This is a genomic window from Flavobacterium sp. AC105 (assembly GCF_979258495.1).
The window spans coordinates 20,096-42,328 of the sequence record NZ_OZ409860.1 but is presented as its reverse complement, the minus strand read 5'-3'; the positions used below and the strand labels follow the sequence as shown (position 1 = coordinate 42,328).

The 22,233-nt window shown below is 33.2% G+C and carries 24 protein-coding genes; all 24 read right to left on the bottom strand.

What is annotated here, in order from left to right:
• Positions 1–2: 2 nt before the first annotated feature.
• The 24 genes from ACZ0AH_RS00200 to darB all read right to left on the bottom strand — a co-directional run bounded on the left by ACZ0AH_RS00200 (position 3) and on the right by darB (position 22,230).
• On the bottom strand, positions 3–1,520 hold the full coding sequence (locus ACZ0AH_RS00200) for a phytoene desaturase family protein (RefSeq protein ID WP_463473890.1): 1,518 nt from the start codon (positions 1,518–1,520) through the stop codon (positions 3–5).
• A gap of 1 nt (position 1,521) precedes the next feature.
• Positions 1,522–5,202: a 1-acyl-sn-glycerol-3-phosphate acyltransferase gene (locus ACZ0AH_RS00195; protein WP_463473889.1), complete on the bottom strand. Its 3,681-nt coding sequence runs from the start codon at positions 5,200–5,202 to the stop codon at positions 1,522–1,524.
• 178 nt (positions 5,203–5,380) lie between these two features.
• Positions 5,381–6,562, bottom strand: a complete 1,182-nt coding sequence (locus ACZ0AH_RS00190; protein WP_463473888.1) for a DUF2062 domain-containing protein — start codon at positions 6,560–6,562, stop codon at positions 5,381–5,383.
• Between the two features lie 17 nt (positions 6,563–6,579).
• Positions 6,580–7,065, bottom strand: a complete 486-nt coding sequence (locus tag ACZ0AH_RS00185; RefSeq protein ID WP_463473887.1) for a hypothetical protein — start codon at positions 7,063–7,065, stop codon at positions 6,580–6,582.
• A gap of 2 nt (positions 7,066–7,067) precedes the next feature.
• Positions 7,068–7,439, bottom strand: a complete 372-nt coding sequence (locus tag ACZ0AH_RS00180; protein WP_463473886.1) for a 3-hydroxyacyl-ACP dehydratase — start codon at positions 7,437–7,439, stop codon at positions 7,068–7,070.
• 4 nt (positions 7,440–7,443) lie between these two features.
• Positions 7,444–8,085: an outer membrane beta-barrel protein gene (locus ACZ0AH_RS00175; RefSeq protein ID WP_463473885.1), complete on the bottom strand. Its 642-nt coding sequence runs from the start codon at positions 8,083–8,085 to the stop codon at positions 7,444–7,446.
• 4 nt (positions 8,086–8,089) lie between these two features.
• Complete coding sequence (locus ACZ0AH_RS00170) at positions 8,090–8,725, bottom strand: outer membrane beta-barrel protein (RefSeq protein ID WP_463473884.1); 636 nt, start codon at positions 8,723–8,725, stop codon at positions 8,090–8,092.
• Between the two features lie 2 nt (positions 8,726–8,727).
• The gene (locus ACZ0AH_RS00165) at positions 8,728–9,345 is read right to left on the bottom strand and encodes a porin family protein (protein WP_463473883.1); all 618 of its coding nucleotides are present in this window, start codon (positions 9,343–9,345) and stop codon (positions 8,728–8,730) included.
• A gap of 37 nt (positions 9,346–9,382) precedes the next feature.
• Complete coding sequence (gene lolB2 / locus ACZ0AH_RS00160) at positions 9,383–10,018, bottom strand: flexirubin biosynthesis protein LolB2 (RefSeq protein ID WP_463473882.1); 636 nt, start codon at positions 10,016–10,018, stop codon at positions 9,383–9,385.
• Positions 9,984–10,619, bottom strand: coding sequence for a flexirubin biosynthesis/transport protein LolA2 (gene lolA2 / locus ACZ0AH_RS00155; protein ID WP_463473881.1), 636 nt, complete (start codon positions 10,617–10,619; stop codon positions 9,984–9,986). Before lolA2 ends, lolB2 begins: the two co-directional genes overlap by 35 nt.
• The gene (locus tag ACZ0AH_RS00150; protein WP_463473880.1) at positions 10,609–11,385 is read right to left on the bottom strand and encodes a polysaccharide deacetylase family protein; all 777 of its coding nucleotides are present in this window, start codon (positions 11,383–11,385) and stop codon (positions 10,609–10,611) included. The genes lolA2 and ACZ0AH_RS00150 overlap by 11 nt, the downstream gene beginning before the upstream one ends.
• Positions 11,382–12,443, bottom strand: a complete 1,062-nt coding sequence (locus tag ACZ0AH_RS00145) for a beta-ketoacyl synthase N-terminal-like domain-containing protein (RefSeq protein ID WP_463473879.1) — start codon at positions 12,441–12,443, stop codon at positions 11,382–11,384. The genes ACZ0AH_RS00150 and ACZ0AH_RS00145 overlap by 4 nt, the downstream gene beginning before the upstream one ends.
• Positions 12,440–13,639: a beta-ketoacyl-[acyl-carrier-protein] synthase family protein gene (locus tag ACZ0AH_RS00140; protein ID WP_463473878.1), complete on the bottom strand. Its 1,200-nt coding sequence runs from the start codon at positions 13,637–13,639 to the stop codon at positions 12,440–12,442. Before ACZ0AH_RS00140 ends, ACZ0AH_RS00145 begins: the two co-directional genes overlap by 4 nt.
• 157 nt (positions 13,640–13,796) lie before the next feature.
• Entirely contained in the window at positions 13,797–14,054 is a 258-nt protein-coding gene (locus ACZ0AH_RS00135; protein WP_463473877.1) for a phosphopantetheine-binding protein, read from the bottom strand.
• 2 nt (positions 14,055–14,056) lie between these two features.
• On the bottom strand, positions 14,057–14,671 hold the full coding sequence (locus ACZ0AH_RS00130) for a 3-oxoacyl-ACP synthase (protein WP_463473876.1): 615 nt from the start codon (positions 14,669–14,671) through the stop codon (positions 14,057–14,059).
• A 78-nt stretch (positions 14,672–14,749) separates the two neighbouring features.
• Positions 14,750–15,901 (bottom strand): beta-ketoacyl synthase N-terminal-like domain-containing protein, encoded by a 1,152-nt coding sequence (locus ACZ0AH_RS00125; RefSeq protein WP_463473875.1) that lies wholly within the window; start codon positions 15,899–15,901, stop codon positions 14,750–14,752.
• Between the two features lie 96 nt (positions 15,902–15,997).
• Positions 15,998–16,447 (bottom strand): acyl-CoA thioesterase, encoded by a 450-nt coding sequence (locus ACZ0AH_RS00120; RefSeq protein WP_463473874.1) that lies wholly within the window; start codon positions 16,445–16,447, stop codon positions 15,998–16,000.
• Entirely contained in the window at positions 16,422–17,705 is a 1,284-nt protein-coding gene (locus ACZ0AH_RS00115; protein ID WP_463473873.1) for an ABC transporter permease, read from the bottom strand. Before ACZ0AH_RS00115 ends, ACZ0AH_RS00120 begins: the two co-directional genes overlap by 26 nt.
• Positions 17,695–18,393, bottom strand: a complete 699-nt coding sequence (locus tag ACZ0AH_RS00110) for an ABC transporter ATP-binding protein (RefSeq protein ID WP_463478073.1) — start codon at positions 18,391–18,393, stop codon at positions 17,695–17,697. The genes ACZ0AH_RS00115 and ACZ0AH_RS00110 overlap by 11 nt, the downstream gene beginning before the upstream one ends.
• A 61-nt stretch (positions 18,394–18,454) precedes the next feature.
• Positions 18,455–19,453, bottom strand: a complete 999-nt coding sequence (gene darH / locus ACZ0AH_RS00105) for a BtrH-related acyltransferase DarH (protein WP_463473872.1) — start codon at positions 19,451–19,453, stop codon at positions 18,455–18,457.
• Positions 19,443–19,856, bottom strand: a complete 414-nt coding sequence (gene DarG, locus ACZ0AH_RS00100; protein WP_463473871.1) for a flexirubin biosynthesis protein DarG — start codon at positions 19,854–19,856, stop codon at positions 19,443–19,445. The genes darH and DarG overlap by 11 nt, the downstream gene beginning before the upstream one ends.
• 337 nt (positions 19,857–20,193) lie before the next feature.
• Positions 20,194–20,658, bottom strand: a complete 465-nt coding sequence (locus ACZ0AH_RS00095; protein ID WP_463473870.1) for an ABC transporter permease — start codon at positions 20,656–20,658, stop codon at positions 20,194–20,196.
• 7 nt (positions 20,659–20,665) lie between these two features.
• On the bottom strand, positions 20,666–21,097 hold the full coding sequence (locus tag ACZ0AH_RS00090; protein ID WP_463473869.1) for a hypothetical protein: 432 nt from the start codon (positions 21,095–21,097) through the stop codon (positions 20,666–20,668).
• On the bottom strand, positions 21,097–22,230 hold the full coding sequence (gene darB, locus ACZ0AH_RS00085; RefSeq protein ID WP_463473868.1) for a dialkylresorcinol biosynthesis protein DarB: 1,134 nt from the start codon (positions 22,228–22,230) through the stop codon (positions 21,097–21,099). Before darB ends, ACZ0AH_RS00090 begins: the two co-directional genes overlap by 1 nt.
• Between the last annotated feature and the right edge of the window lie 3 nt (positions 22,231–22,233).

The following is a 22,233-nucleotide window of genomic DNA, read 5'->3' as shown; positions in this document are numbered from 1 at the left end:
TTTTATTTAGATATCTGATTGATTTTATTGACCAAATACTCCTTTCCAAGAATTTCTGAACAGGTTACTACAGCTCCAATCGTCACGCCTAAAACGCCGTGCATATTAATACTTTGTCCCGTTAAAAAAAGATTGTCTAACTTGGTTTTTGACGGAATTAAAGTTTTCATGGGATTGCTCGAATCCTTTACATAACCGTACATATTGCCATTATGTCCGCCAATATAATCGCGATATGAAAGCGGGGTAGAGGTATGAATCGACTGAATACAATCTTTTATTCCCGGAAATTTCAGTTCAATTTCTTCAAGAAATTTGGCTGTTTTTCTCGATTTGAATGCTTCATAACTTTCTCCGCGATCATTTTCTTCAACTGTTGTATTAAAAGTTTCAATCCAGGGTGCGACATCATCATATTTCATATAGGTAATACAAGTCATTCCTTCGGCCCAGATTTCTTGTTTTTTCGATGCATTCATAGAAGCCATAAAAGCTTTTGGCCATGAATTTTCGTCATAATCATGTGCATTCCAGACTTCGCTGCTTTTCTTAAAATGATAATGATTGTGATTGATGTATTTAAACGTTTGTGGCTTGAAAACAATGTATAAACTAAAGGCAGAAATGACGCCCTCAAGACTCTGGATACGACTAAAAAATGCTTTTCTGAAATGCTCTTCGCCAACCAGTTTCAACGTAGTTTTTGGATCTATATTCGAGATGAAATGCGTACCCGAAACCTGAGTTCCATCTTTCATTTCTACAGCTGTTACTTTGTTATTTTCGACATTAAAACGCATAACTTCTTTGTATTTATAAAATTCGCCGCCGTGTTTTTTAAGTTGTTTTAAAAGTTGTTTCGTAATCTGGCTTCCGCCATTTATACAGCGCCAGGAACTTTGAATATATGAGTTCACCGAAAGCGCATGAACGTAAAAAGGCGATTTATCAGGAATTCCGGCATACAAAAAATTAGAACCCGATAAAACAGCTTTCAGCTTTTCGTTTTTGGTAAAAGATTCGATTGTTTCTTTTGCGTTGAGCGCTAAAATTTCATTATCGTATTTTCCTTCCCAGTTCAAATTATAGAGCGGAAAAGAGTCACAAATTGTTTTTAATTTTTCGCAATAGTTTTCAATATTTGCTTTTTCATCAGGAAAGAAAACACCTAATTGATCGACAAAATTTTCGTAACCCTGCGCGTGCGGATATTCGTTTTCATCATCTTCAAAAGAGATAATATCAAAACCATTTTCATCTAGTTTTTTTAGATTTAAATGATCAATAATCCCTAAATATTTAAAATATTGGTAGAGATTCTGACCTTCGCCCAAACCTCCTATGTAGTGAATTCCGGTATCAAAAATGGTTTTATCGCGTACAAACGTCTGTAAATTTCCGCCGTATTGATTGTTTTTTTCGAGCACACAAACGCTGTAGCCTTCTTTCGCCAGGATAATCGACGACACTAAACCGCCCAAGCCGCTGCCTGTAATTACTACATCATAATGCTCTTTCATGCTAGTTTTTCTGTAATACAATTATTGAATTTTCCTCAAAAACAGAAGAAAAACCAAAGTTAATCAAAGTGTTTTTTAAACCCGAACTATCAACCAATATAACGCAGGAAGTAGTAGAAACGATTTTTTCGATATCATTAGTATAACTTTCATCAGAAATTAAAAAAACATCAAACTGATTTTCTAAAATCGATTCTGGATTTTCATGATAGCTAATTTTTCTCTTTGTAACAATATAATTAGTTTTAGCAACTTCGCGTTTTTCTTCGTCATTAGTATACGAATGTATTTTTCTTTGCGGTTCCTGTAGCGCTAATAAAACATCCAATTGTCCATAATCGTTTGAGAAATGTGCTATTTTGGCTTTCGCCGAAATGTGCTGGTTCAAAAGATGATAAGTGTCCAGATGAATTTTTAAATCTTTTTTTACACTATTTACGATTTCAATTTCTTTGTAATCATAACTGTGAATCAGCATTTTTTTGAAATATGCTGCGCCTTCTAATTCCTGACGGATTTTATGAAATTCAGCTTTAAAAAAAGTACTTATTTGTTTTGTTCTTTCTGCATAATTTTTTCCAAAAGAAAGATTTTCAGGCGTAATTCTTTCTAAAATAGAAACGGTAAGACTTCCGTCATGAATGACAAAATCACCTTTAGGAAGTGTTTCTGAAGCGCCGTGAATCAGAACAGGAACGATATCTAAATTAAATTCCTCGGCAAGATAAAAAGCACCTTTATGAAAACGTTTAATCTGATTACTTTCAGAACGTGTTCCTTCCGGAAAAACCATTAACGAATAGCCTTCGTTTACTTTTTGGCGCAAATGTTCAACACCTTCTTCCAATCCTTCAGAAACAGGATAAAAACCTGCTTTTCTAACCGTAGCGCCAAAAATAGGTGAATTGTAAACCCAATCATTTACTAAGAAAATAATTTTTGGACTCAACATTCCGATACTTAAAATATCTAAAAATGAAGAATGATTGGCAATAATTATCGCTGGTTTTTCGAAGGTTTCATTAAACTTATTAATGACTTTTTTATGTATAAACGGATTGGAATACAATACCGATTTCATGAATTTTGAAATACAATATCGGAATCCTTTCATTTTTGTTTTTCCATTTATGGGAAGAATCGGCATAATGATCAAACTGAAAATTGACATTAAAACGCCGCCAAGTCCGTAATAGAAAAAGGATAAAACGCCATGTAAAAAAGTTCGTAATTCAAAAGGAGCATTTCCGTTTTTTGGACGATTCGATAAAAATAATTTGAAAAGAATCGGATAGAAAATAAACGTAATAATTAAAGCTGCAAAAACCCCAATTAACGAAACTGATGAAATGGATCGCAACGCCGGATGCTGCGCAAAAATCATAGCACCAATTCCTAAAATGGTGGTGATAACTGCCAGAATAATTGAAGTTCTGTAAATTGCAATTTCATTTTTTCCGGTTGTATATTCTTTTTGAAGTGCGCTTGTCATGAAAATACTAAAATCGACACCATGACCAAAAATCAGCGTACAAACAATCATGCTGAAAATATTCATCTGAATGCCAAAAATGCCCATAATTCCTGCCGTAACAATTCCCGTTAAGGCAATCGGAATACAGCTTACAATAACCAATTCGACTCTTCTGAAAAAGAAAAATAAAATCAGGATTACGGCAACAAAAGAATAATTGACAAGCGAATTAAAATCGGTTTTCAAGGTACTGAAAAACGTTTCGTTCATTTGCTGACGGTCAATTGCAATCAGATTATTTTTGGCTGAAGCCGATTTTACAAAAGCATCACGTTGTTTTGGAGCCACTTTTACTAAAGTCGAAATCGTGAAAAAACCTTTCTTTTCGGTTACAAATTCTTTCAGTTGCAACGCCTGAATTTTTAAATAATCATTTGCAGAAATTGGTTTGAAATCAAAATCTAAATGATCAAAAAAGATCGAATACGTTGTTGGTTTAAAACCAAGTTTGGAACCTTCGGCAATTAATTCCGATTTTAAAAGCTGTTTTTTATTCGAATCCCAAAACGAATTCCATTTTTCAATTTTCTGTTTTTGTGCCGCCTGTGAAAGCATAATTCCGCCAACAGAACTGAAATTTAGAATTTTATCCTCCTGTTTTTCTTTCGATAAATCGGCAAAAAGTTTGCTGTTGTTTTGCAAAACTTCTTCCATACTATTTCCGTAAGAAGCAACATAAATGGTTTTTGATGTTAAACTCGTGCTTTCTTCCAGATCTTTTTCGGCTGCTTTAATTTCTTTCGGAACAAAATTTAATTGCGATAAATCGTTATTGAAACCAACATTATTATAGGTAAAGCAGCAAATAATGGTAATTAAAACGCAAAAACCAATTAAGAGTTTATTGTTATGAAATGAAAAATGGGCCAATTTATCAATGACATTTTTCTTATGATCAAAATTATTTTCTTTTGGTTTATACAAATGCGGAACGATCAAAAGAGAGAAAAATCCAGTTGCCATAACAATTACGGCAGCAAAAATTCCTAAGTCATTTAAAGCATCAGATTTTACAAAAAGCAAACATAAAAACGCAACGGCAGTTGTTGAACTACTCATAATTACGGGCATCGTAATATCTTTGTACAAGGTTTTTACGTCGCTGTTATGTTTGTAATGCGTTAAAATATGTATGGAATAATCGATTGTGATTCCGAGTAAAATAGAACCAATTCCGAGAGAAATGGCGGAGATTTGCTCTTTTACAAAATATAAAAAAGCAACGGCAAATAAAGCTCCGAAAACGGTTGGAAGAAATATAATAAGCGGAATTAATACTTTTCGGTAAAATAAAATCAGAATCAACATTAGCGTAATCATCGCAATTGTTGTTGTTAAAATAATGTCGCTTTTAATTTGATTGGCATTCGCAACGGCAATTAAAGCCGAACCAAAATAACGGATTGAAGTTTTGGTTTTAAATTTCTGATTTAGATTATCCTGAATCGATTTAAGTTTTTCGGCAAAAATCGTATTCTTTTCTGTTTCGCTCGATGGAAGATTTGAGGTAATAAAAAGCAATAATTTCTTTTTATCCTTTGTCATTACAAAACCATTGTCGAGCGTAAAATCGTCTCCAATATTAAGCTGCTGTAATTTTTTGAGCGCTATAAAAGAAATCCCAAGCGGATCCTGCAGAATAAAATCTTTGGTAATAAATCCCGAAGGCGAAATAATCGATTTGTAATTTCCCTGAACGGTTGCGGCAATACTGTCTTTTTGAAGTTTATTCTGAATCGCCGTGTAATCTTTATTCTCCAGAAAAAGCGGAAGATTATTGTAAACAAAATCTATGGTTTCCTGAATGTTTTCTTCATCAACTTTGCCCTGAATTCCAGTTATATATGGTTTGCAGGATTTGGCAACGCTATCAGAAAATATAGTTGCCATTTCTTTTAAATCTTCGTCGGTTCCGTTTTTTTCAAGTTTAAAAATTACGGTTATTTTATCGGCAAAATTAAGTTGTTTTAAAACTTTTGCCGTAACATCAGATTTATCGTTTGTTGGAATAAGTTTGGTAATGTCTTCTTCAAATTTAATTTTTGAAGCAAAAAATCCAAACACTAAAAGCATCAGAATTGCCAAAGCAACCGACAGCGATTTTCTTCGGTTTACAAATAGATGAATGGCGTAGAAATAGTGATGCATAATTGTTTATTATTATTTTTTTCGCCAAAGATTAAAGGATTTAAAACCTTTGTCAGTTCGCCACGAATTTCACAAATTTTCGTGAATTAATTTGTGCTAATTTGTGAAATTCGTAGCGAAAAAAATTTGTACAAATCATTTTATCCCGATAGCTATCGGGGAGTGGCAAAACATTTAATTATTGTAATTTTTTCTTAGAACTAAAAGCCGTTAAAAGTAAATAACTTAAAAGACCAACTGAGAGTGCTAAAACGGATGCTAAAATAAGACTTCCCACGATATATTGTGTTGCATTTTTCTGAATATCATCAAGTGTTATGGAACTGTCTAAAATCAACGGTGCATTATTTGCTACAAAATAGCTGCCCATTTTTAATGAACCGTAAATAACAAACGGAATAAAAGGCGGAAAACTCACATTTGAAGCCAGATAAGCAATGACTTTATTGAGCCTGAACAAAGCTGCGAAAGTAAAAAGTAATAGGGTTTGAAATCCCCAAAAAGGAGAAATTCCGATAAAAATTCCTAAAGCAATGGCCGCAGATTTTTTGAAATTAGAATCGTTGCTTTCTAAAATATCTTCAAGAAAGAATTTTTTAAATCCTTTTTTTTTTGCTCTTCTAAAAAAATCCCTTGGCTTAATATATAACAAGGCATTAATAACCAAAACCGTATTTAAAATACTGATTCGTGTAAAATCCTTAAATGGGCGAAAGTGCGAAACGCGTTCTGCAGGATCATATAAAATCTGAATTGGAATGTTTTTAACCACAATTCCTTTCCAGGCAGAACGAACAATAACTTCAATTTCGAACTCAAATTTGTTGGTGTAAAATTGTTTCGGAATCAATTTCAACGGATATAATCGAAAACCGGATTGTGTGTCATCCAGTTTAATTCCGGTTTCGAATTTGAACCAAAAGTTCGAAAATTTATTTCCAAAACTACTTTTCTTAGGTACGTTTTCCTGCGTCATATTTCGGCTTCCAATCAAAAGAGTATTTGGTTCTTTTTGAATTTCGGCAATAAAATTCGGAATATCAGAGGCAAAATGCTGTCCGTCAGAATCAATCGTAATGGCATATTCAAATTGCATTTCGATTGCTTTTCTGAAACCATTTCTTAGTGCTCTTCCTTTTCCTAAATTTTCAGGATGATGAATTTGTGTAAATTGCGAATATTGCTGTAAAATATTGAAAGTTTCATCAGTCGATCCGTCATTGACAATAATGATATTTGTAGTGAAATCTAAAATAGAATCCAGCACTTTTTTTAAAGTTTTGTGGTTGTTGTATGTGGGAACAATGACACAAAAATGAGTCGAATTAAGTAATTCTTGCTGTGATAAAGTAGGTTTCATTTTGATTTTTCTTTAGCTTACTTCACGAATTGTTTCTCTTTTTCAGAGAAACTTTTAGATTGTAAAATAAAGTTTTTTAAGTATTCTTTTAAAGCGGCATTCTGCGCGCTATAATGTTCTGTCAGGTATTTTTTGTCTTCTTTAATATTCTTTTTATAACCCGTAATTCCAGGAACATTTTCCTGAATACTCAATCGGATCATTCTGATTTCGATATTATTAGGTTCGCTTTTTATAGTTGATTCCAGTAATTTTGCGCCTTCTTTAAAACGGGCCATTTTATCTTTTAACTTCTTTTCATAATTTGAATCCAACAAAATTGAAGCAGCTTTATAGGCTACTAAAACTTTATCGCCATCGTCTGAAACAAAGGATAATTTTTCTGAAAATTCTTTAGCATTGCTTTCTGATTTTGTAACAGCAGCATACATTTTTCTGACGGCAGCCAAATCCGGAGTGCCAGCAAAATTAATCCATAAAAGCAATGATAATAGCAGTTTCATAATTACATTTTTTTGTACACATTGCTTAATTTCAAAGCAACGGTGTCGTTAAAATAAGTTGTGTTTTTTACTTTTACCAAATCATCTTCGGTAGTTGTAATATCAAATTCCAAGCGCAATTCCGGAGTAACTTCAGGATTAATAAGTGCCATAAATTTTACATTGGCAAGTGTTTGAATCATCAACGTACTTTTGGTAATTTCCTCCGTAAGTTCTTTAATAATCTGAATCATGCAAACTCCCGGCATAATTGGATTTCCCGGAAAATGACCTTTAAAAACTTCATGTTTTTCATTGATCAAAATCGTGATATTATATTTAGAATCTCCCGTTTTTTCTTCCGAAAGGACTTTGTAAAAATCTTTTAAAACCATAATCTTATTTTTTTCCGAAAGTATAAGTTGCCCCAATTTGATAGACCAAATTGGTATTTACATTCGCACTTCCGGTATTGTCATCAAAAGCATCTCTTGTGCCTTTTTTAATTCTTGCTTCAAAAGAAATTCCTTTTGGCAAACTAAAACCAACTCCGCCAATAATTCCAAAATCAATATCTTCTCCTTTTGAAATTGATGCTATAAAATTGTTTGATTTATCAATTTTAAATTCATCTCCCACCATAAAATCAAAAAACGGACCCGCTAATAAATAAAAATTTTCAGTAAGATTAAATTTATTCATAGTTACAAAAGACAAATATTGAAGCGATACATCCAAATCTCTGTTTTCATTTACCATTTGAGATTGTCCATCTTCTAAAGTAATAAAATAAAATCCATCAACAGATCCTTTTGCTCCTTGTCTTGAATAGGTTAATTCCGGCTGCAAGGTGTAAAATTTAGAAAGTTTTAAAGCTCCAAAACCACCAATATAAAAGTCTGTTTTAGAATTTAAATCTATATTTGTTAATTTCGAAATATTTGCTCCAGCCTGAATTCCGGGTCTAAAAGTAACTTGTGCTTGTATTTTTGTTAAGCTTAAAAAGATAATCGTAAGAATTAAAAACGTTTTTTTGGTCATATTTCTATTTTGTATTGGTTTGTTTTTTTTGCTCAAAAGTATAAGAAAGCCCTAACTGAAAATTGACATTGGTGTTGTAATCTCCAAATAAATAATAGTCGTTATGCTCATTGTGATAATAACCGCTGTCTAATACATCTAAAACGCCTTTTTTCAATCGGGCTTCAATGGTAAGATTTGAAGATAGTTTATAAGCAATACCTGTTATAAAAGCCAAATCATTATATTCTTTTCTTTTGACCAGATTGTCGTGTATAAGGACATCTAAAGCGGGTCCGAATTGCACCTGAATTCCAGGACCAAATGTCAATTTATTAAGAAGGGCAAAAGTCAAATAGTCGAGGTGTAAATCGCGGCGTTCAACTCTTTCTATTCCTGCATTTTCGTCAAAATAATTTCTTGACACATTATTAGATCCTTGTCTGATATACATTATTTCGGGTTGAAGAGCATAACGTTTCGTTATATTTATTTCTCCAAATCCACCAACATAAAAATCGGTTTTGTAGCTGGCGTGCATTTCTGAAATGGTCGAAAACGAAAAACCACCTCTCAAACCGGGTTTAAAAGTAACTTGCGATTGTGCCTGAAAGAACACAAAAAAAGCAGCTATGGCGATTAATAATTTTTTAGGAATCAATATTATTTTGCTTTAAAAGTATAGCTGATACCAATCTGGAAAACCTGATTTAAAATAATATCGTCATAATAATAATCATTATTGTTTCCGTAATCAAGTCCGTCATAGCCATAAATGTCAATTAATCCTTGTTTAAAACGGGCTTCAAAAGTTAATCCGTTAGGCAAAGAATATCCAACACCGGCAACAAAAGCCAAATCTACGCCAACCGGATTATAATCGTAATCAGGGAAATTATCATCTGTTTTAATATCCAAAGAAGGACCGGCTAAAATATGAAAACCGCTTCCTTTAATATGAAATTTAGCAACTGCACCTAATGACAAATAATTTAAATCGTAAGTTGTTGAACGTGATCTTCCATTTATTCCCAACGCATATTCACGAATTTCTGCACCTTGTCTCGTATACGTTAATTCAGGCTGAAGCGTAAAATATTTATTAAACCTAATAGCGACAAAACCACCAATATAAAAATCTGTTTTTGGATCGCTTGACCCAAAATTGGTAAAATCCGAAACGTTTAAACCTCCACGAATTCCCGGGCTAATTCTTACTTGTGCATTTGATGTTATAATTCCGATAAATAAAACAAAGGCAATTAAGGCTGATTTTTTCATTTTTGGTTTGGTTTAAGTTTACGTTTAGATTAAGTTTTTACTCTGATTTAAAATAGTTTAACTCAATTTTTAACTTGATATTCTGATGTATAATCTGAATTTTCTCCGCAAAAATATTGTTTTCTGAATTAAAAAGAAGTGTTATTTTTTCTTTTGTTTTAGATGCATTCACAACCTTCTCTAATTTCTTTCCGTTTTTAGAAATAAAAAGATAATTATCGCGGTTTCCATCTGCCGATTTATAAATGTTGTCCGTTTCATTTTCAAATTGTTCCTGAATCAAATATTCTTTTTTAAGAAGCAAACGAAAATCCTCGGTTAAAGTATTGATCAAAATTTTTCGGTCTAATTCAGATACAATCGAATTGACTTTAAAAGTCTTTTCAGAAATTTCAAAATCCAATAATTTGTTGCCAAATTCAGTTGTAAAAACTATGCGATGTGTCGTATCATTTACTTTCTTGGCTATAAAAATTCCCGTCAATTCATGACCATAAACCGTGATGTTTGTTTTATAAATATAATCGGTTTTTGAATCTGAAAAATAGGGAACTTCGTAAGACGTTCTGTCTAATTTTTTAGGTGTGTAATTTTTTGTGACCGAGCCACAAGAAATCAAAACAATTGCCAGAAAGCAATTAATTAGTAAAAACTGAATCGTCGATTTTTGCATTGATCACTTTATTTTTAAGTACAATTCGGGTATAATCATCAGATGATTCCAGTAATTTGACCTGAACAACTGTTGCTTCTTCTTTATCAAAAGTCAGTTCAATTTGTTTGATGTATTTTTTTAACGTCGCATCTTTCGGAACAAATTTCGCCAGATTCTGACCTTTTAATTTGAAATATGAAATGGTAAATTCTTTATCATCAAACATATTACCGCTCACGCTGCCAACAATTAATTTATTGATGCGTCCAAAAATTTTGCTGTTCCCAATATCGACTGCGCTTTTCTTTCCTTCGTCGTTGATCAGGATTTTTCCGTTTTTAAAAACAATACTGTAATTGTATGGTTTTTTATATTGCCATTGCAGCAAACTTGGTTCTTTAAAAATCATTTTTCCCGAAGTTTCAATATCCTTCGATAAAAAATCTAAATGTTTATATTGAATAAAATCAGTACTTAAAGTTTTGATTTTTTTCGAAACCACATTTACATCTTGTTTGAAAGTTGCAATTTCTGCATCAGACATTTTTTGTTCCTGAGCAAAAAGAGCAACATTAGAAATTGTTAGAAATAAAAAGAGAATATATATTTTAGTTTTCATAAGCTTTAAGATTCAAAAGTTCTTCGACCGAAATCACTTTATAATTGTTTTGTTGCAAAAATTGCAAAAACTGTTCCAATACTAAAACAGAGTGTGAAGCCGTGTCGTGCAAAAGTACGATTCCGCCGGGAGAAACACGTTTTATAATGCGATTGAAAATTAAATTTTGATTTTTTGTTCCGCCGTCAAGCGAACGAATATTCCAGCCAATAACTTTATGACCGGTAATTTTTAGCGCTCTTTTTATCGAAGGCGTCGTAACTCCGTAAGGCGGACGGAAAAAGTTTATTTTTTTTGAAGTGAATTTTTCTAAAAGAGAATCTGTTTTCTGAAGTTCTTCGGTTATTTTTTTTGCATTATAAAAATCAAAAAAAGGAGAATGAGAGTAAGAATGATTTCCGACCAAATGCCCTTCGGCAATAATTTGTTTTATAATTTCCGGATGATTTTCAATGTTTTTTCCAATACAGAAAAAAGTAGCTTTTGCATTGTATTTTTTTAGCAGTTTTAAAATTTCTAAAGTAAAAACACTTGGACCGTCATCAAAAGTAATGGCGATTTTTTTTTCCTTTTCAGAAGGATTATTGCAAAATGCTTTTACATGATAATTGGATGAAATTCTGGCAGAACCAAAAGCATTTATTCCTAACCAAATAAAAATAATAGCCACAAACCACCAGATATTTATTGCGATATAAAAATTCAAAAGAAATAATAAAAGCAATAGAAAAATAAAAAATAGTGATATGTTTTTATGCGTTATCATTTTGAAAGTAACGTAAAACTATGATTTTTTCCGTTTAATTGATTGTATAATAAAATGGTGTTATAAGCTGGTTTTTCAACCGAATTTACTTTTATAATTCCAGGAATTTCCTGAGTTTTGATCACTTTAGAAGCCATCCATAAAGCAAAAGCCGAAGCCGTATCATATTCACCGCTTAAATGTTTGTAATACAACTGAGGCGTTTTTGCAAAAGCATTTTCAGCAAGATTGGTATAATAGGAATCAAAATGTATGTTGCCATTTAAGCCAAAAACAACAGCATCAATATCTGAAATTTGTAAATTATTGGTTTTTAAAAAAGTGATTATTTCCGCTTCAATTTCGTTTTCTTCCAGCGTATTTTTAATTTCAACATCCAAAACCTGAGCATATGTACTATCTTTTCTTTCGTTTTCTATAACAAAAAAACTGGCGCCTTCACCATAAACAGCTCCTGTTGAGGTTGAATTTAAAATATCATATGGTTTGTTATTTTCATCTTTTATACGTCCCGCCAATTTAAAAAGTGACATCGTATAATCGCCGCTTTCATCGATTCCGCCCACTAAAATAGAATTGGCTTCGTTTTCTTCGATTTGCATTTTAGCATCTAAAAGTGCCGATTCAAAAGAAACAGCGCCGTTTACATACGTAAAATTATACCCTTTGCATTGCAGCGATAAAGCGATTTGTGCACCAACGGTATTATGTGTCGATTGAATAAAAGAAGTTGGCGTTAGAAATTCTTCGTTATTATCGAGGATATTTTTCAGGAATTTTTCAGAATCTTCAATGCATCCCAAACCTGTTCCGGTAATAATGGCATCAACATTTTCAAGATTTGCATCTTTCAAAGCTAATGCCGAAGCTACGATTCCGTTTTTTACACCTTTTGCCATTCTTCGAATTGCGGCTGGCGTAATAAAATCTTTGTAAACCGGAGCAACTATCGAAAGTATAGTATCATTTTGGTTATAAACAGCTTCTTCTAAAAAAACAGTATCAAATGTTTTTTGAGTCGAAATACAACCTACTCCATTTATATATGTTTTTTTCATTCGCTTTTAGAAAATATAAGTGTTGAACAGTTTCCTCCAAAACCAAAAGAGTTGGATAAAACGTGCTCGATATTTTTCATTTTTAAGGAAGTTTGTGGTTTCAGATCAAATTCTTCCATTTGAGTTTCAAAATTTAAATTCGGATAAACCACACTATTCTCAATTGCCAAAACGCTGAAAACAGCTTCAATTGCTGCGGCTGCTGCCAAAGTATGTCCCGTAAAAGGTTTTGTAGAACTAAAATCCGGAACTTTTTCATCTCCGTAAATTCGGAGTAAAGCTCTTCCTTCAGATAAATCATTATTTGGCGTTGCGGTTCCGTGAACGTTGATATAATCAATATCACTTGGTTTTAAACCCGAAACTTCAAAGGCTTTTTTCATCGCTAAAAATGCACCATCGCCATTTTCTGAAGAAGCCGTTTGGTGAAAAGCATCGTTTGCATTTCCGTAACCTGAAACTCTGGCCAGGACTTTTTTGTTTTGTTTTTCAACGATTTCATCAGATTCTAAAACCAAATAGGCCGCTGCTTCGCCAAGATTTAATCCTTTTCGGTTATTGTCAAAAGGTTTGTTGTAATCGTCAGATAAAATCATCAAAGTTTTAAATCCGTTGATTGTGAATTTTGCCAAAGCATCAGTTCCGCCCACGATAACACGATCCAATTTTCCGGTTTTAATTAAACGCGCACCCAGCATAATTGAGTTCGCTGCAGATGAACATGCGGTACTTATTGTAGTAACCATTCCTTTTAAACCTAATTCGTTAGCAATCTTTTCGGCAACATCGCCGCCGTCATGACAACTAATATATCTAACAAGTTCAGGATCTTTAAAATAATCGTAATAATACTTTTCAGTCATATCCATTCCGCCAACACTTGTTGCCGAAATAAGTCCGGTTCTGAATTCGTTTATCGATGTAATTCCGGCATTTTTAACCGCTTGTTTAGCTGCAAAAGTACCAATCATCGCCGTTCTCGAAAAGTTATTATATTCCGGAAGCTGCAATTCATTGACCAATTCTTCATTGGTTTTTTTAATTTCTCCAACCTTAATAACATCAACATGAACTGTTGAGATATTTTCGATACGAGTTACGGCAACTTTATTTTCGATTAACGAAATATAATTTTCTTCGACTGAATTTCCAATCGAAGAGATAATTCCCATTCCCGTTATTGCAACACCTTTCATTTTTAGACTTGCTTAGATTATTAGACTTCTTAGATTGTTGGACTTCTTAGATTTTAGACTATTCTTTTTGGTTCTTCTAAGATTTGAAAAACTATTTTGAAATTAAATTTTTGAATATTCTTTTTAGAAAATCTAAAAATCTAAGAAGTCTAAAAATCTATTTTGTTCTGTTCGCGCTAATATAAGCCGCCATAGTTTCTATAGACTGAAAAATAGTTTTTCCTTCTTTTGGGTCAACCAATTTAATTCCGTAATCTTTATCCAGAATTACGATTAATTCAAGAGCATCAATCGAGTCTAAACCTAAACCATCTCCAAACAAAGGATCGTTATCAGCAATGTCTTCAATTGCGATATCTTCAAGATTTAGAGTGGTAATGATTTTATTTTTTAATTCTTGTTTTAATGCTTCCATGATTATTTATTATATAATGTATTGATAGTTTCGTTCGTATATTTTGTGCTTTCTTCTTTACTAATTGTGCAAAGAAAAGCTTTGTAATTGTCATTAAAAAATTCAACCCAACCACAAAGAACTGAATCTGCTTTATTTGTGTTTAATAGAATCTCTGAATACTTAAACAGAAATTCGGAATTGAAAGCATCAAATATAAAGAAAGAATTTTCACTTTTTAGCTGATGACGAATACTTATTTCACCCAGACAAATATTTGGCAGCGTATAAACGAAAACCGCCGGACTTGGATAATAGTTTTCTTTGTCCGAAATAGATTCCTGATATTTTACATCCGTATCTAAACTCGATGATTTATTGGCCAAAACCAAAGCGATATTATTTTCTTTCTCCGAAGAAGTTATCGGACTCAAAAGCAATTCTGATCCCAAAAAAGCTAGTTTACTTAAAGCATCCATTTTAAAAAATTTCGGATATTGCATACCAAAATTCCGATAGGCTTGTTTCGAAAAATCAGCAAAATCCGTTGGTTCAATTTTGAATACAGAAGTTCCGTTCAAAACAATTTCGTTGTTTTGGATTGTGATGTAAGATTGTATGTAGGTTTTTTGAGTCATTTTGTTTTAAACACTGATTTCACTAATTTTCACAGATTATTTTTGGATTTTTAAATTTCACTAACTAATCTGTGAAAATTAGTGCAATTCGTGTTTAACCTTTTCAAAAACCACAGCCGTATTACAACCTCCAAACCCAGAAGCCGTTTTCAGGAAATAATTAATAGTTGCCTCTTCATTTTTCGTAATAACATTTATCATTTCGCTTACGCCGATTTCGTCAAAACCTTTAGATTCAAAAAGCATATTTTGGTTTACGGATTCTATCGCAATTACGGTTTCTAATAATCCCGAAGCGCCCAAAGTATGACCGTAAAATCCTTTCAAACTATTTACCGGAACATTTTGTAAATCCAAACGATTTAATGCAATCGCTTCCATTTCGTCGTTAAACGGCGTTGCGGTTCCGTGCGCTGAGATATAATCAATTTTGTCAACTTCAATCTGAGCTTCTTTCAACGCATTCTGAATACTTCGAAACAAACCTTCGCCTGTTCTTGATGGACCTGAAATATGATTGGCGTCGTTTATTGAACTATCTCCAATAACTTTTATTTTAGCGTTTTTGACTTCCGCCGAAATTAAAACTGCTGCGGTTGCTTCGCCTAAACTTACTCCGGTTCTGTTTTTAGAATAAGGCTTACAAGGCAAATCGCTCATCGCCTGAAAAGCATTAAAACCAGACAAAACAAATTCTGAAACTTCGTCGCCGGCAACGACAAAAATATGATCATAAAGCTCAGACTGAATCATTCTTTTGGCAACAGAAATGGCTAAAATTCCAGAAACACAAGCGTTTGAAACTACAATTGGTTGGGTTTTGAATCCGAAATAATTGGCTACATTTTGAGCCAAAACATCTAAATGTGCATTATTAAAACTTTCTTCCGAATTATCTTTTAATGCCGTAACATTTCCTTTTGTGGTTGAAAGTATAAAGGCAGTTTTTGAATTTAATTCAATTCCTGATTTTTTGATAATCGGCTCTAAAGCCAAAATTATCATTTTTTCTAAACGAGAATATTTTGTATCCGTGCTAATTTTTTCAAAAGCACTGTTTATTTTTTCAGTAGAAATTATGGCAGCATAAAATGAATTTGGCATTAAAGAAACATCGCCGTGCAATTGAATTCCGGATTCGCCATGTAAAATGGCTTCGGTATTCGATTTAACATCAAATCCTAAAGGAGTGATGCAATTGGTTTCATTTATATATACTTCTCTTATCATTTTTTGATTTTCAAATTTTCACGCAGATTAATATAGATTTAAGCAGATTTAAAAAGATTTCTATTTTTAATTCGTGCTAATTCGTGAAATTCGTGTTTACAACAACAACCCCACTTTACGTTTCCATTCTTCATAAAAAGGAGGATTTGTCAGCATTAGATTTCCGTCGCCATCTAAAAATACCTGAACGGTTTCGCCGGTGCAGGCAACTTCACCTTTTGCATCTATAATTCTAAAGCGGTAAATCATTTTGGCGGCTGGCGTATCAACAACTGTGGTTTCTATGGTTACGACATCGCCGTAGCGTAGAGACAATTTATGTTCGCATTTCGATTTGACGATTGGAGTTGTATATCCTGTATTGCCAATATCCAAATAGGTGAGTCCGTGTTGGCGGCCAAACGCTTCTCGTCCATCTTCAAAATAGGTAATATAATTTCCGTGCCAAACGATTCCTAATGGATCAGTTTCGTTAAAACGAATTCTGATTTCATGCGAAACGGTTAGGGCAGAGGCTTCGTTATACTGTTCTTTTCTTTTTGTCATAAAATAATGCGATGGATGTTGTGATTATAAAGAACAAAAATAGCAAACTTATTTTTGGGATGATTTCCAGGAAAGATACGTTGCGTAATAAAACGTCATAAAAAGCTTCAAGAGCCCAATTCATTGGTGACGATTTGGCGATGATCTGCATGATTTTTGGCATGGCAAAAACAGGGACCCAAACTCCGCCAATTGCTGCTAAAATGATTACACTTGTTGCGCCAAAAGGAGCTGATTGTTCTTGTGTATTTGCAATTGTACCTAATAAAATTCCGAAACCAATTGCTGCAAATCCTGAAAATAAGGCAACGACACTCATTAAAAATAAATGTCCTTCGATATTTAAAGGAGGCAAACCAATATGCGGAAATAGAAATATTGCAACCGCAACCATCATATAAAACTGGATCATACAAATGACAGAATACGTAATAGTTTTGCCAATAATGACCACTAAATTCGAAACCGGATTAGTTCTTAATCGTACAAAAGTTCCTTGCGATTTTTCTTTTACAATATTAATAGACAACGGAATTACGATAAAAAATATCGCAAAAAGTGTCCATGCCGGAACGTTATGCTGCACCGAATTTGGCAAAACTTCCTTGTCATTTACTTTCGGAATAATTTCTTTAAAAGTAATAAAACTCTTTTGCTCGAATTTGGTGTTTTCTTCTCCTAATTGATTTTGAAAAGTGGTGTAAATTGACTTTGTTTCGATTTGCGAAATCATCTTGTCAATTGAACTCATTACAGAGTTTTTGAAGCTAAGCTGAACCGCCGGATCAAAATATAATTTTACTTCTTTTTGCTGAATTATTTTTGAAGTTTCAGGTTTTGCAATAGTATCAGTAAAGCCCATTTTGCTCACAATGTTTGCTACATTCTGATCGATTTTGGCTTGTAAATCTGTGCTTAAATTTTTTGGGATTATAATCGCCAATTGAAACTTTCCTTTGTAAACATTTTCTTTGGCAACTTCTTCCGTAAGTGGTTTGTTGTCGATTTGGGTAACTACAGTAAAAAGCTGGCTCTTTTCGAGATTATCAAAAACAGTTTTCGAAACAGAACCTTTATCATTATCGACCAATAAAATCTGAATTTTAGTATCGCTAACGGTTTTAAAAGTGCTGTCCTGAATCAAAGTTACCGTGATAACCAAAACCAAAGGCATTATAAATAAAATGACTAAACCGCCTAAATCTCGTTTGAGCAGGAGAAATTCTTTTACGACCGACATCCAAATTTTATATATCATCTCTCAGATCTTTACCGGTTAATGAAATAAAAACTTCTTCAAGATTTTGTGCTTCTTCTGTCGATTCGATTAAACTTGATGGCGTTCCCTGTGCGTAAATTTTACCTCGGTCTAAAATGGCAATATTGGTGCAGAAATCTTCGGCCTCAGCCAAATGATGTGACGTATAAATAATTGTAGTTCCGTTTTGATTGAGATGTTTGAGATAATCTATAATAGCATTTTTAGATTGCACATCAACACCAACGGTTGGTTCATCTAAAAATAAAACTTTAGGATTGTGCAGAATTCCCGCAATTAGATTCACTCTTCGTTTCATTCCGCCAGAAAAAGTTTCGATGCGTTTATCAGCAAATTTTAATAAACCCAAAAGATCTAAAGTTTCAATTACTTTATCTTTTAAATTAGTGCCTTTTAAGCCGTACATACTTCCAAAATAATGTAAATTTTCCCGCGCAGTCAACGTAGGATATAAAGCATATTCCTGAGGAACAACTCCAATAATTTTTTTGATTTTGGAGGAATGACTCGCGTAGTTCAGATCATCAATTGTAAAATGTCCTGAAGTTGGCTTTATTAATCCGCAAAGCATGGAAATTAATGTAGTTTTTCCGGCACCATTCGGGCCTAATAATCCAAAAATCTGACCTTCTTTTATATCCAGCGAAACATCGTTCAAAGAATACATTTCTGCATCTTTGTACTTTTTCGACAGCGATTCTATTTTTATAATGGTTTGCAAAATATTTTTAGCTAATTGCTTTTTTTAGTTTTTTGAAAAAGATTTCTTCGCGATTCGCAATGTCCAGAAGTTCATCGGCAATGGCATTGTAAGCGTCTTCTTTGGCACTTCTGTTTTTATATATACGGGATGCTTCAACGGCAAAATCTCGCCATGAATCTCCAATTTGAGTCATTTCTTTAGACAGCACTTTCAATTCTTCATTGTTTAAAATAACCGAAGCTTCTTGTAAAAAAGCAGCATATATAAAACGAAAACCTCCGCCGCCGGTTCCAATTTCTTCCTGCATACGCACCATTTGTGCAAGATAATGATTGGCTTTTCTAACGCCGTGTTTTACCGGCCATTTTCTGATTCGGCGCGAAACAAATTTAATGCCGCGAACTCCTACAATTGGCATGGGCGCCAACATAGTGCGACACGTATCTTTGATTCCTTTGATGATGGCACTTTTGAAATCAACTTCACTCGGAACCTGAATTGGATAATACATTTGTCCTTTTGGCGCAAACGCACCTTTGGCAAAACGTACTTTGTCTAATTCATCATGCGTTAAAGTTGTCACAGTTTCCATCACAGGATCGCTGATTAGATAATCGGTTTCAGTTTTTCCGTAAACGACTAAATTGTGCGCGTTGAAATGAAAACGATATTCATCAGGAAAATAACTTAAATTGTAAACACCAACTTGTAATCCGGTTGGAATATTGTTTTTTAGATTTTCATCTAAAGCTTTAGTGGCATTTGGGACAGAAGAAAATTTTTGTCTTTTTATTTTTAGATTTAAACGTTTGGCAACTTTATTAAAAATTTGTCCGGGCAAAGTTCTGTAACTAATTGCTGGTGCATGATTTACTTTTATAAAAGGCAAATACACAAACAAAAGTCCGGAACCAATACCAAAAACCATAGGTTCGCTGATATTTAATCCGCTATTTTTTAGCAGATTCGAAGCCACTCCATTTTCGCAATGAGCAGATTGATGATGTGTAAAACTAGTTTGCATTATCGTTTTTAATATTTTTTAATTCGGCTATTGAAATCTCAAAAGCGTCGGCATATTTTTGTAAAATTTTATCATTCAATTTAGCAAAAATAGTTGGTTTAAAATGTCTTTTTACGCGCCATTTCCACATGCCTACATAACCGGCAAGAATGGTAAGATCCATTTTATTGAGTTCCATATAATAGCAAATTGGACTTAATTCGCCAATCTGGACTTTTTGTTTTGCTTCTTCGGCACGTTCTTTTATATCATCAATTGCGTTTGAAAGTGCAATGGCTTTTGGTTCCCAACCCGTACTTAACGCGGTAGTATAATTGCCATTTTCATCAGTAGCATAAACAAGTTCTTTGAGGTTCTTTTTGCTTAAATTTCCATCGTGCTGAGGTACATTTTCTTTTTCCATGACGGTTTTATTAAAATACTATAGTGTTACTGTTAATTGTATTAGAACCAAAAGTGGTATTACTTCGATTAGAATAAATACAATAAGATTTAGTAAGGCGAAATTCTTGTTTTTCTTAACAAAAAAATAAATCATTTCTAAAAGCAGAAATAGACAATAGGCTTCAGTTAAATACAAAGCTAGAATAAATGGATCAGTATCTGTGGTATATGGGTTGGCGTCGTATATGAAATTTCTATATATTACAAAAACACCAATCAATAACAATATTAATATCCCTATTCGAATTGCTAAATGATAAAGGGTTTTTCTTTTCTCCATTTTTGATATTCAATTATTATTCTACCGCCGAAATCGTCTTTTGAATAAACAAATTAATTTCGCATTCTAAAAGTATTTTGTCTTCGAATAAACTTTCGCAACTCATGGTGCATAACGTGAAATCGTCGCCTATAAATTTTGAAATCAGATTTGCTTTGGTTGTAATTGTATGGCCAACTTTTGGCAGCGAATGTATTTTCAGGTTTTTTAGCGCGCTTATAAAACCGATAACATTTACGTTTTCATTTTCTGTTCCGTCTTCTTCAAAAAAATACTTTTTGCCTACAATTGCAGAACAGGTTTGTGCGGTATTTTCGATTAATCCGGCTTCGATAAAAATGTTATTATCAACAAATATATTGTCTTCTTTTATCAGAAATGTCGTTTCTACGAAATTAGAATCTATATCCAAAATTAAATCTACCATGAGCATTGGTGCCCGGTGCGGAAGGTAATTTTGTATGTCAACTCCGGTTTTCATGCGTATATTATTTTGCCAAAACGGTTTTCATTTGTCCACGTGCAATTTCTTCATTATTTAAAGTAGTCACAATATCGACCAAAGTTATTCCGCCAAATTCCTGTAAAATAGTTACAGTTGACTGAATGCTATCGTCGACTTTTGGAGTCTTTTTTATTTCGATATCTTTAATAGAACCTATATATCCTGTTGGCGCTGTTTCATTTTTTAAAAAAAACTGATATCCGGTATGCAACGCCACAGATTGTGCCATATGCTCGATTATGCCTGCTTCTAAAAAAGAATTATGATCTGTAAATATATTGTCGTTCTGAATTTTTAAACCAGAAACCAATGATGTTTCGGTATATGAATACATTTTATCTACCATGACAAAAGGAAACTTTTGCGGCAATAAATTCTCGACAGCTTCTTTATTTAAAAGAGATAGTGTTTCCATTAGCAAACTGTTAAATAAGCGTATGCAAAAGAAAATCTCCCACTTTCAGGAACCGATAATAAAATACGATCTCCTTTTTTTAGTTTTCCTGAATTCATTAATTCTTCAAGGGCAATATAAATAGAAGCAGAACCAACATTACCAACTCTTAAAAGGTTCATAAACCATTTTTCGTCAGTAAGTACAATTCCTTTTTCGTTTAAACCATTTTTTAGTCCTTCTACAAAAAAGTTTGAAGAAACGTGCGGTAAAAAATAATCTACCTGATCTGCCGTAATATTGTGCTTTGCCATTGCATCGCTCATACTTTCGACACCTTTTGGCAAAATAAATTCGTCCAGTAATTTAACGTCTTGTTTTACAGCAAACACAGATTCGTTTAACCATTGTTCCGGATTATAATCGCTCCAGGATTTGATTTCGCCGTTTTCTAATTTATCCCCACCAGCGTACATACAAGTTTCTAATTCGAAAGCATAGGAATACGATTCCATCCATTCGATTTTTAATGAAATTTCGTCGCCTGGTTTATTTTGTAATAAAAATGCTCCGGCTCCGTCAGACAGCATCCAACGTAAAAAATCTTTTTTGAAAGCAATTATGGGCTGCTCTTCCAGATTTTTTAAATTGATTATTTCATGATTGTATTTTGGAGAAGAAAGCCAGGTCGAAACTTTTTCTGATCCCGTACAAATCGCATTTTTAGAGTTTCCTGATTTTATCGAAAGAAAACCATATTTTAATGCATTCATTCCGGAACAGCAAATTCCCATAGAAGAATTTAATTCTACTGATCTGTTTTTTAACAAACCGTGAACCATTGCAGCATGCGAAGGTGCCAAAACATCCGGCGATGAAGTTCCGCATGAAAGTACTTCCAGATCCTGGTCTGTAAAGTTTTCATCAAATAATTGTACAACGGCGTTACGTGTTAACTCAGCGTTACTATGTGTACTTTTCCCGCTTTTATCTACTGCGTAATATCGGTTTATAATTTTATTATTACGCAAAATGATACGTCTTGCTTTTGAGGCAGTATCATTTATAAGGCCTAAATAAGTTTCCATTTCATCATTAGAAACAGCTTCATTTGGCAAATATTTTGCGGCTTTGGTAATATATACGTCAAACATAAT

Coding starts and splice junctions, on each gene's coding strand:
- ACZ0AH_RS00125 (WP_463473875.1), bottom strand. CDS start 15,901: ATGATAAGAGAAGTATATATAAATGAAACCAATTGCATCACTCCTTTA.
- DarG (WP_463473871.1), bottom strand. CDS start 19,856: ATGGAAAAAGAAAATGTACCTCAGCACGATGGAAATTTAAGCAAAAAG.
- ACZ0AH_RS00145 (WP_463473879.1), bottom strand. CDS start 12,443: ATGAAAAAAACATATATAAATGGAGTAGGTTGTATTTCGACTCAAAAA.
- ACZ0AH_RS00120 (WP_463473874.1), bottom strand. CDS start 16,447: ATGACAAAAAGAAAAGAACAGTATAACGAAGCCTCTGCCCTAACCGTT.
- ACZ0AH_RS00150 (WP_463473880.1), bottom strand. CDS start 11,385: ATGATAACGCATAAAAACATATCACTATTTTTTATTTTTCTATTGCTT.
- ACZ0AH_RS00195 (WP_463473889.1), bottom strand. CDS start 5,202: ATGCATCACTATTTCTACGCCATTCATCTATTTGTAAACCGAAGAAAA.
- ACZ0AH_RS00180 (WP_463473886.1), bottom strand. CDS start 7,439: ATGGTTTTAAAAGATTTTTACAAAGTCCTTTCGGAAGAAAAAACGGGA.
- lolB2 (WP_463473882.1), bottom strand. CDS start 10,018: ATGCAAAAATCGACGATTCAGTTTTTACTAATTAATTGCTTTCTGGCA.
- ACZ0AH_RS00165 (WP_463473883.1), bottom strand. CDS start 9,345: ATGAAAAAATCAGCCTTAATTGCCTTTGTTTTATTTATCGGAATTATA.
- ACZ0AH_RS00200 (WP_463473890.1), bottom strand. CDS start 1,520: ATGAAAGAGCATTATGATGTAGTAATTACAGGCAGCGGCTTGGGCGGT.
- darB (WP_463473868.1), bottom strand. CDS start 22,230: ATGTTTGACGTATATATTACCAAAGCCGCAAAATATTTGCCAAATGAA.
- lolA2 (WP_463473881.1), bottom strand. CDS start 10,619: ATGAAAACTAAAATATATATTCTCTTTTTATTTCTAACAATTTCTAAT.
- darH (WP_463473872.1), bottom strand. CDS start 19,453: ATGCAAACTAGTTTTACACATCATCAATCTGCTCATTGCGAAAATGGA.
- ACZ0AH_RS00190 (WP_463473888.1), bottom strand. CDS start 6,562: ATGAAACCTACTTTATCACAGCAAGAATTACTTAATTCGACTCATTTT.
- ACZ0AH_RS00110 (WP_463478073.1), bottom strand. CDS start 18,393: ATGTATTCTTTGAACGATGTTTCGCTGGATATAAAAGAAGGTCAGATT.
- ACZ0AH_RS00140 (WP_463473878.1), bottom strand. CDS start 13,639: ATGAAAGGTGTTGCAATAACGGGAATGGGAATTATCTCTTCGATTGGA.
- ACZ0AH_RS00130 (WP_463473876.1), bottom strand. CDS start 14,671: ATGACTCAAAAAACCTACATACAATCTTACATCACAATCCAAAACAAC.
- ACZ0AH_RS00175 (WP_463473885.1), bottom strand. CDS start 8,085: ATGACCAAAAAAACGTTTTTAATTCTTACGATTATCTTTTTAAGCTTA.
- ACZ0AH_RS00095 (WP_463473870.1), bottom strand. CDS start 20,658: ATGAAAACCGGAGTTGACATACAAAATTACCTTCCGCACCGGGCACCA.
- ACZ0AH_RS00090 (WP_463473869.1), bottom strand. CDS start 21,097: ATGGAAACACTATCTCTTTTAAATAAAGAAGCTGTCGAGAATTTATTG.
- ACZ0AH_RS00135 (WP_463473877.1), bottom strand. CDS start 14,054: ATGGAAGCATTAAAACAAGAATTAAAAAATAAAATCATTACCACTCTA.
- ACZ0AH_RS00185 (WP_463473887.1), bottom strand. CDS start 7,065: ATGAAACTGCTATTATCATTGCTTTTATGGATTAATTTTGCTGGCACT.
- ACZ0AH_RS00115 (WP_463473873.1), bottom strand. CDS start 17,705: ATGATATATAAAATTTGGATGTCGGTCGTAAAAGAATTTCTCCTGCTC.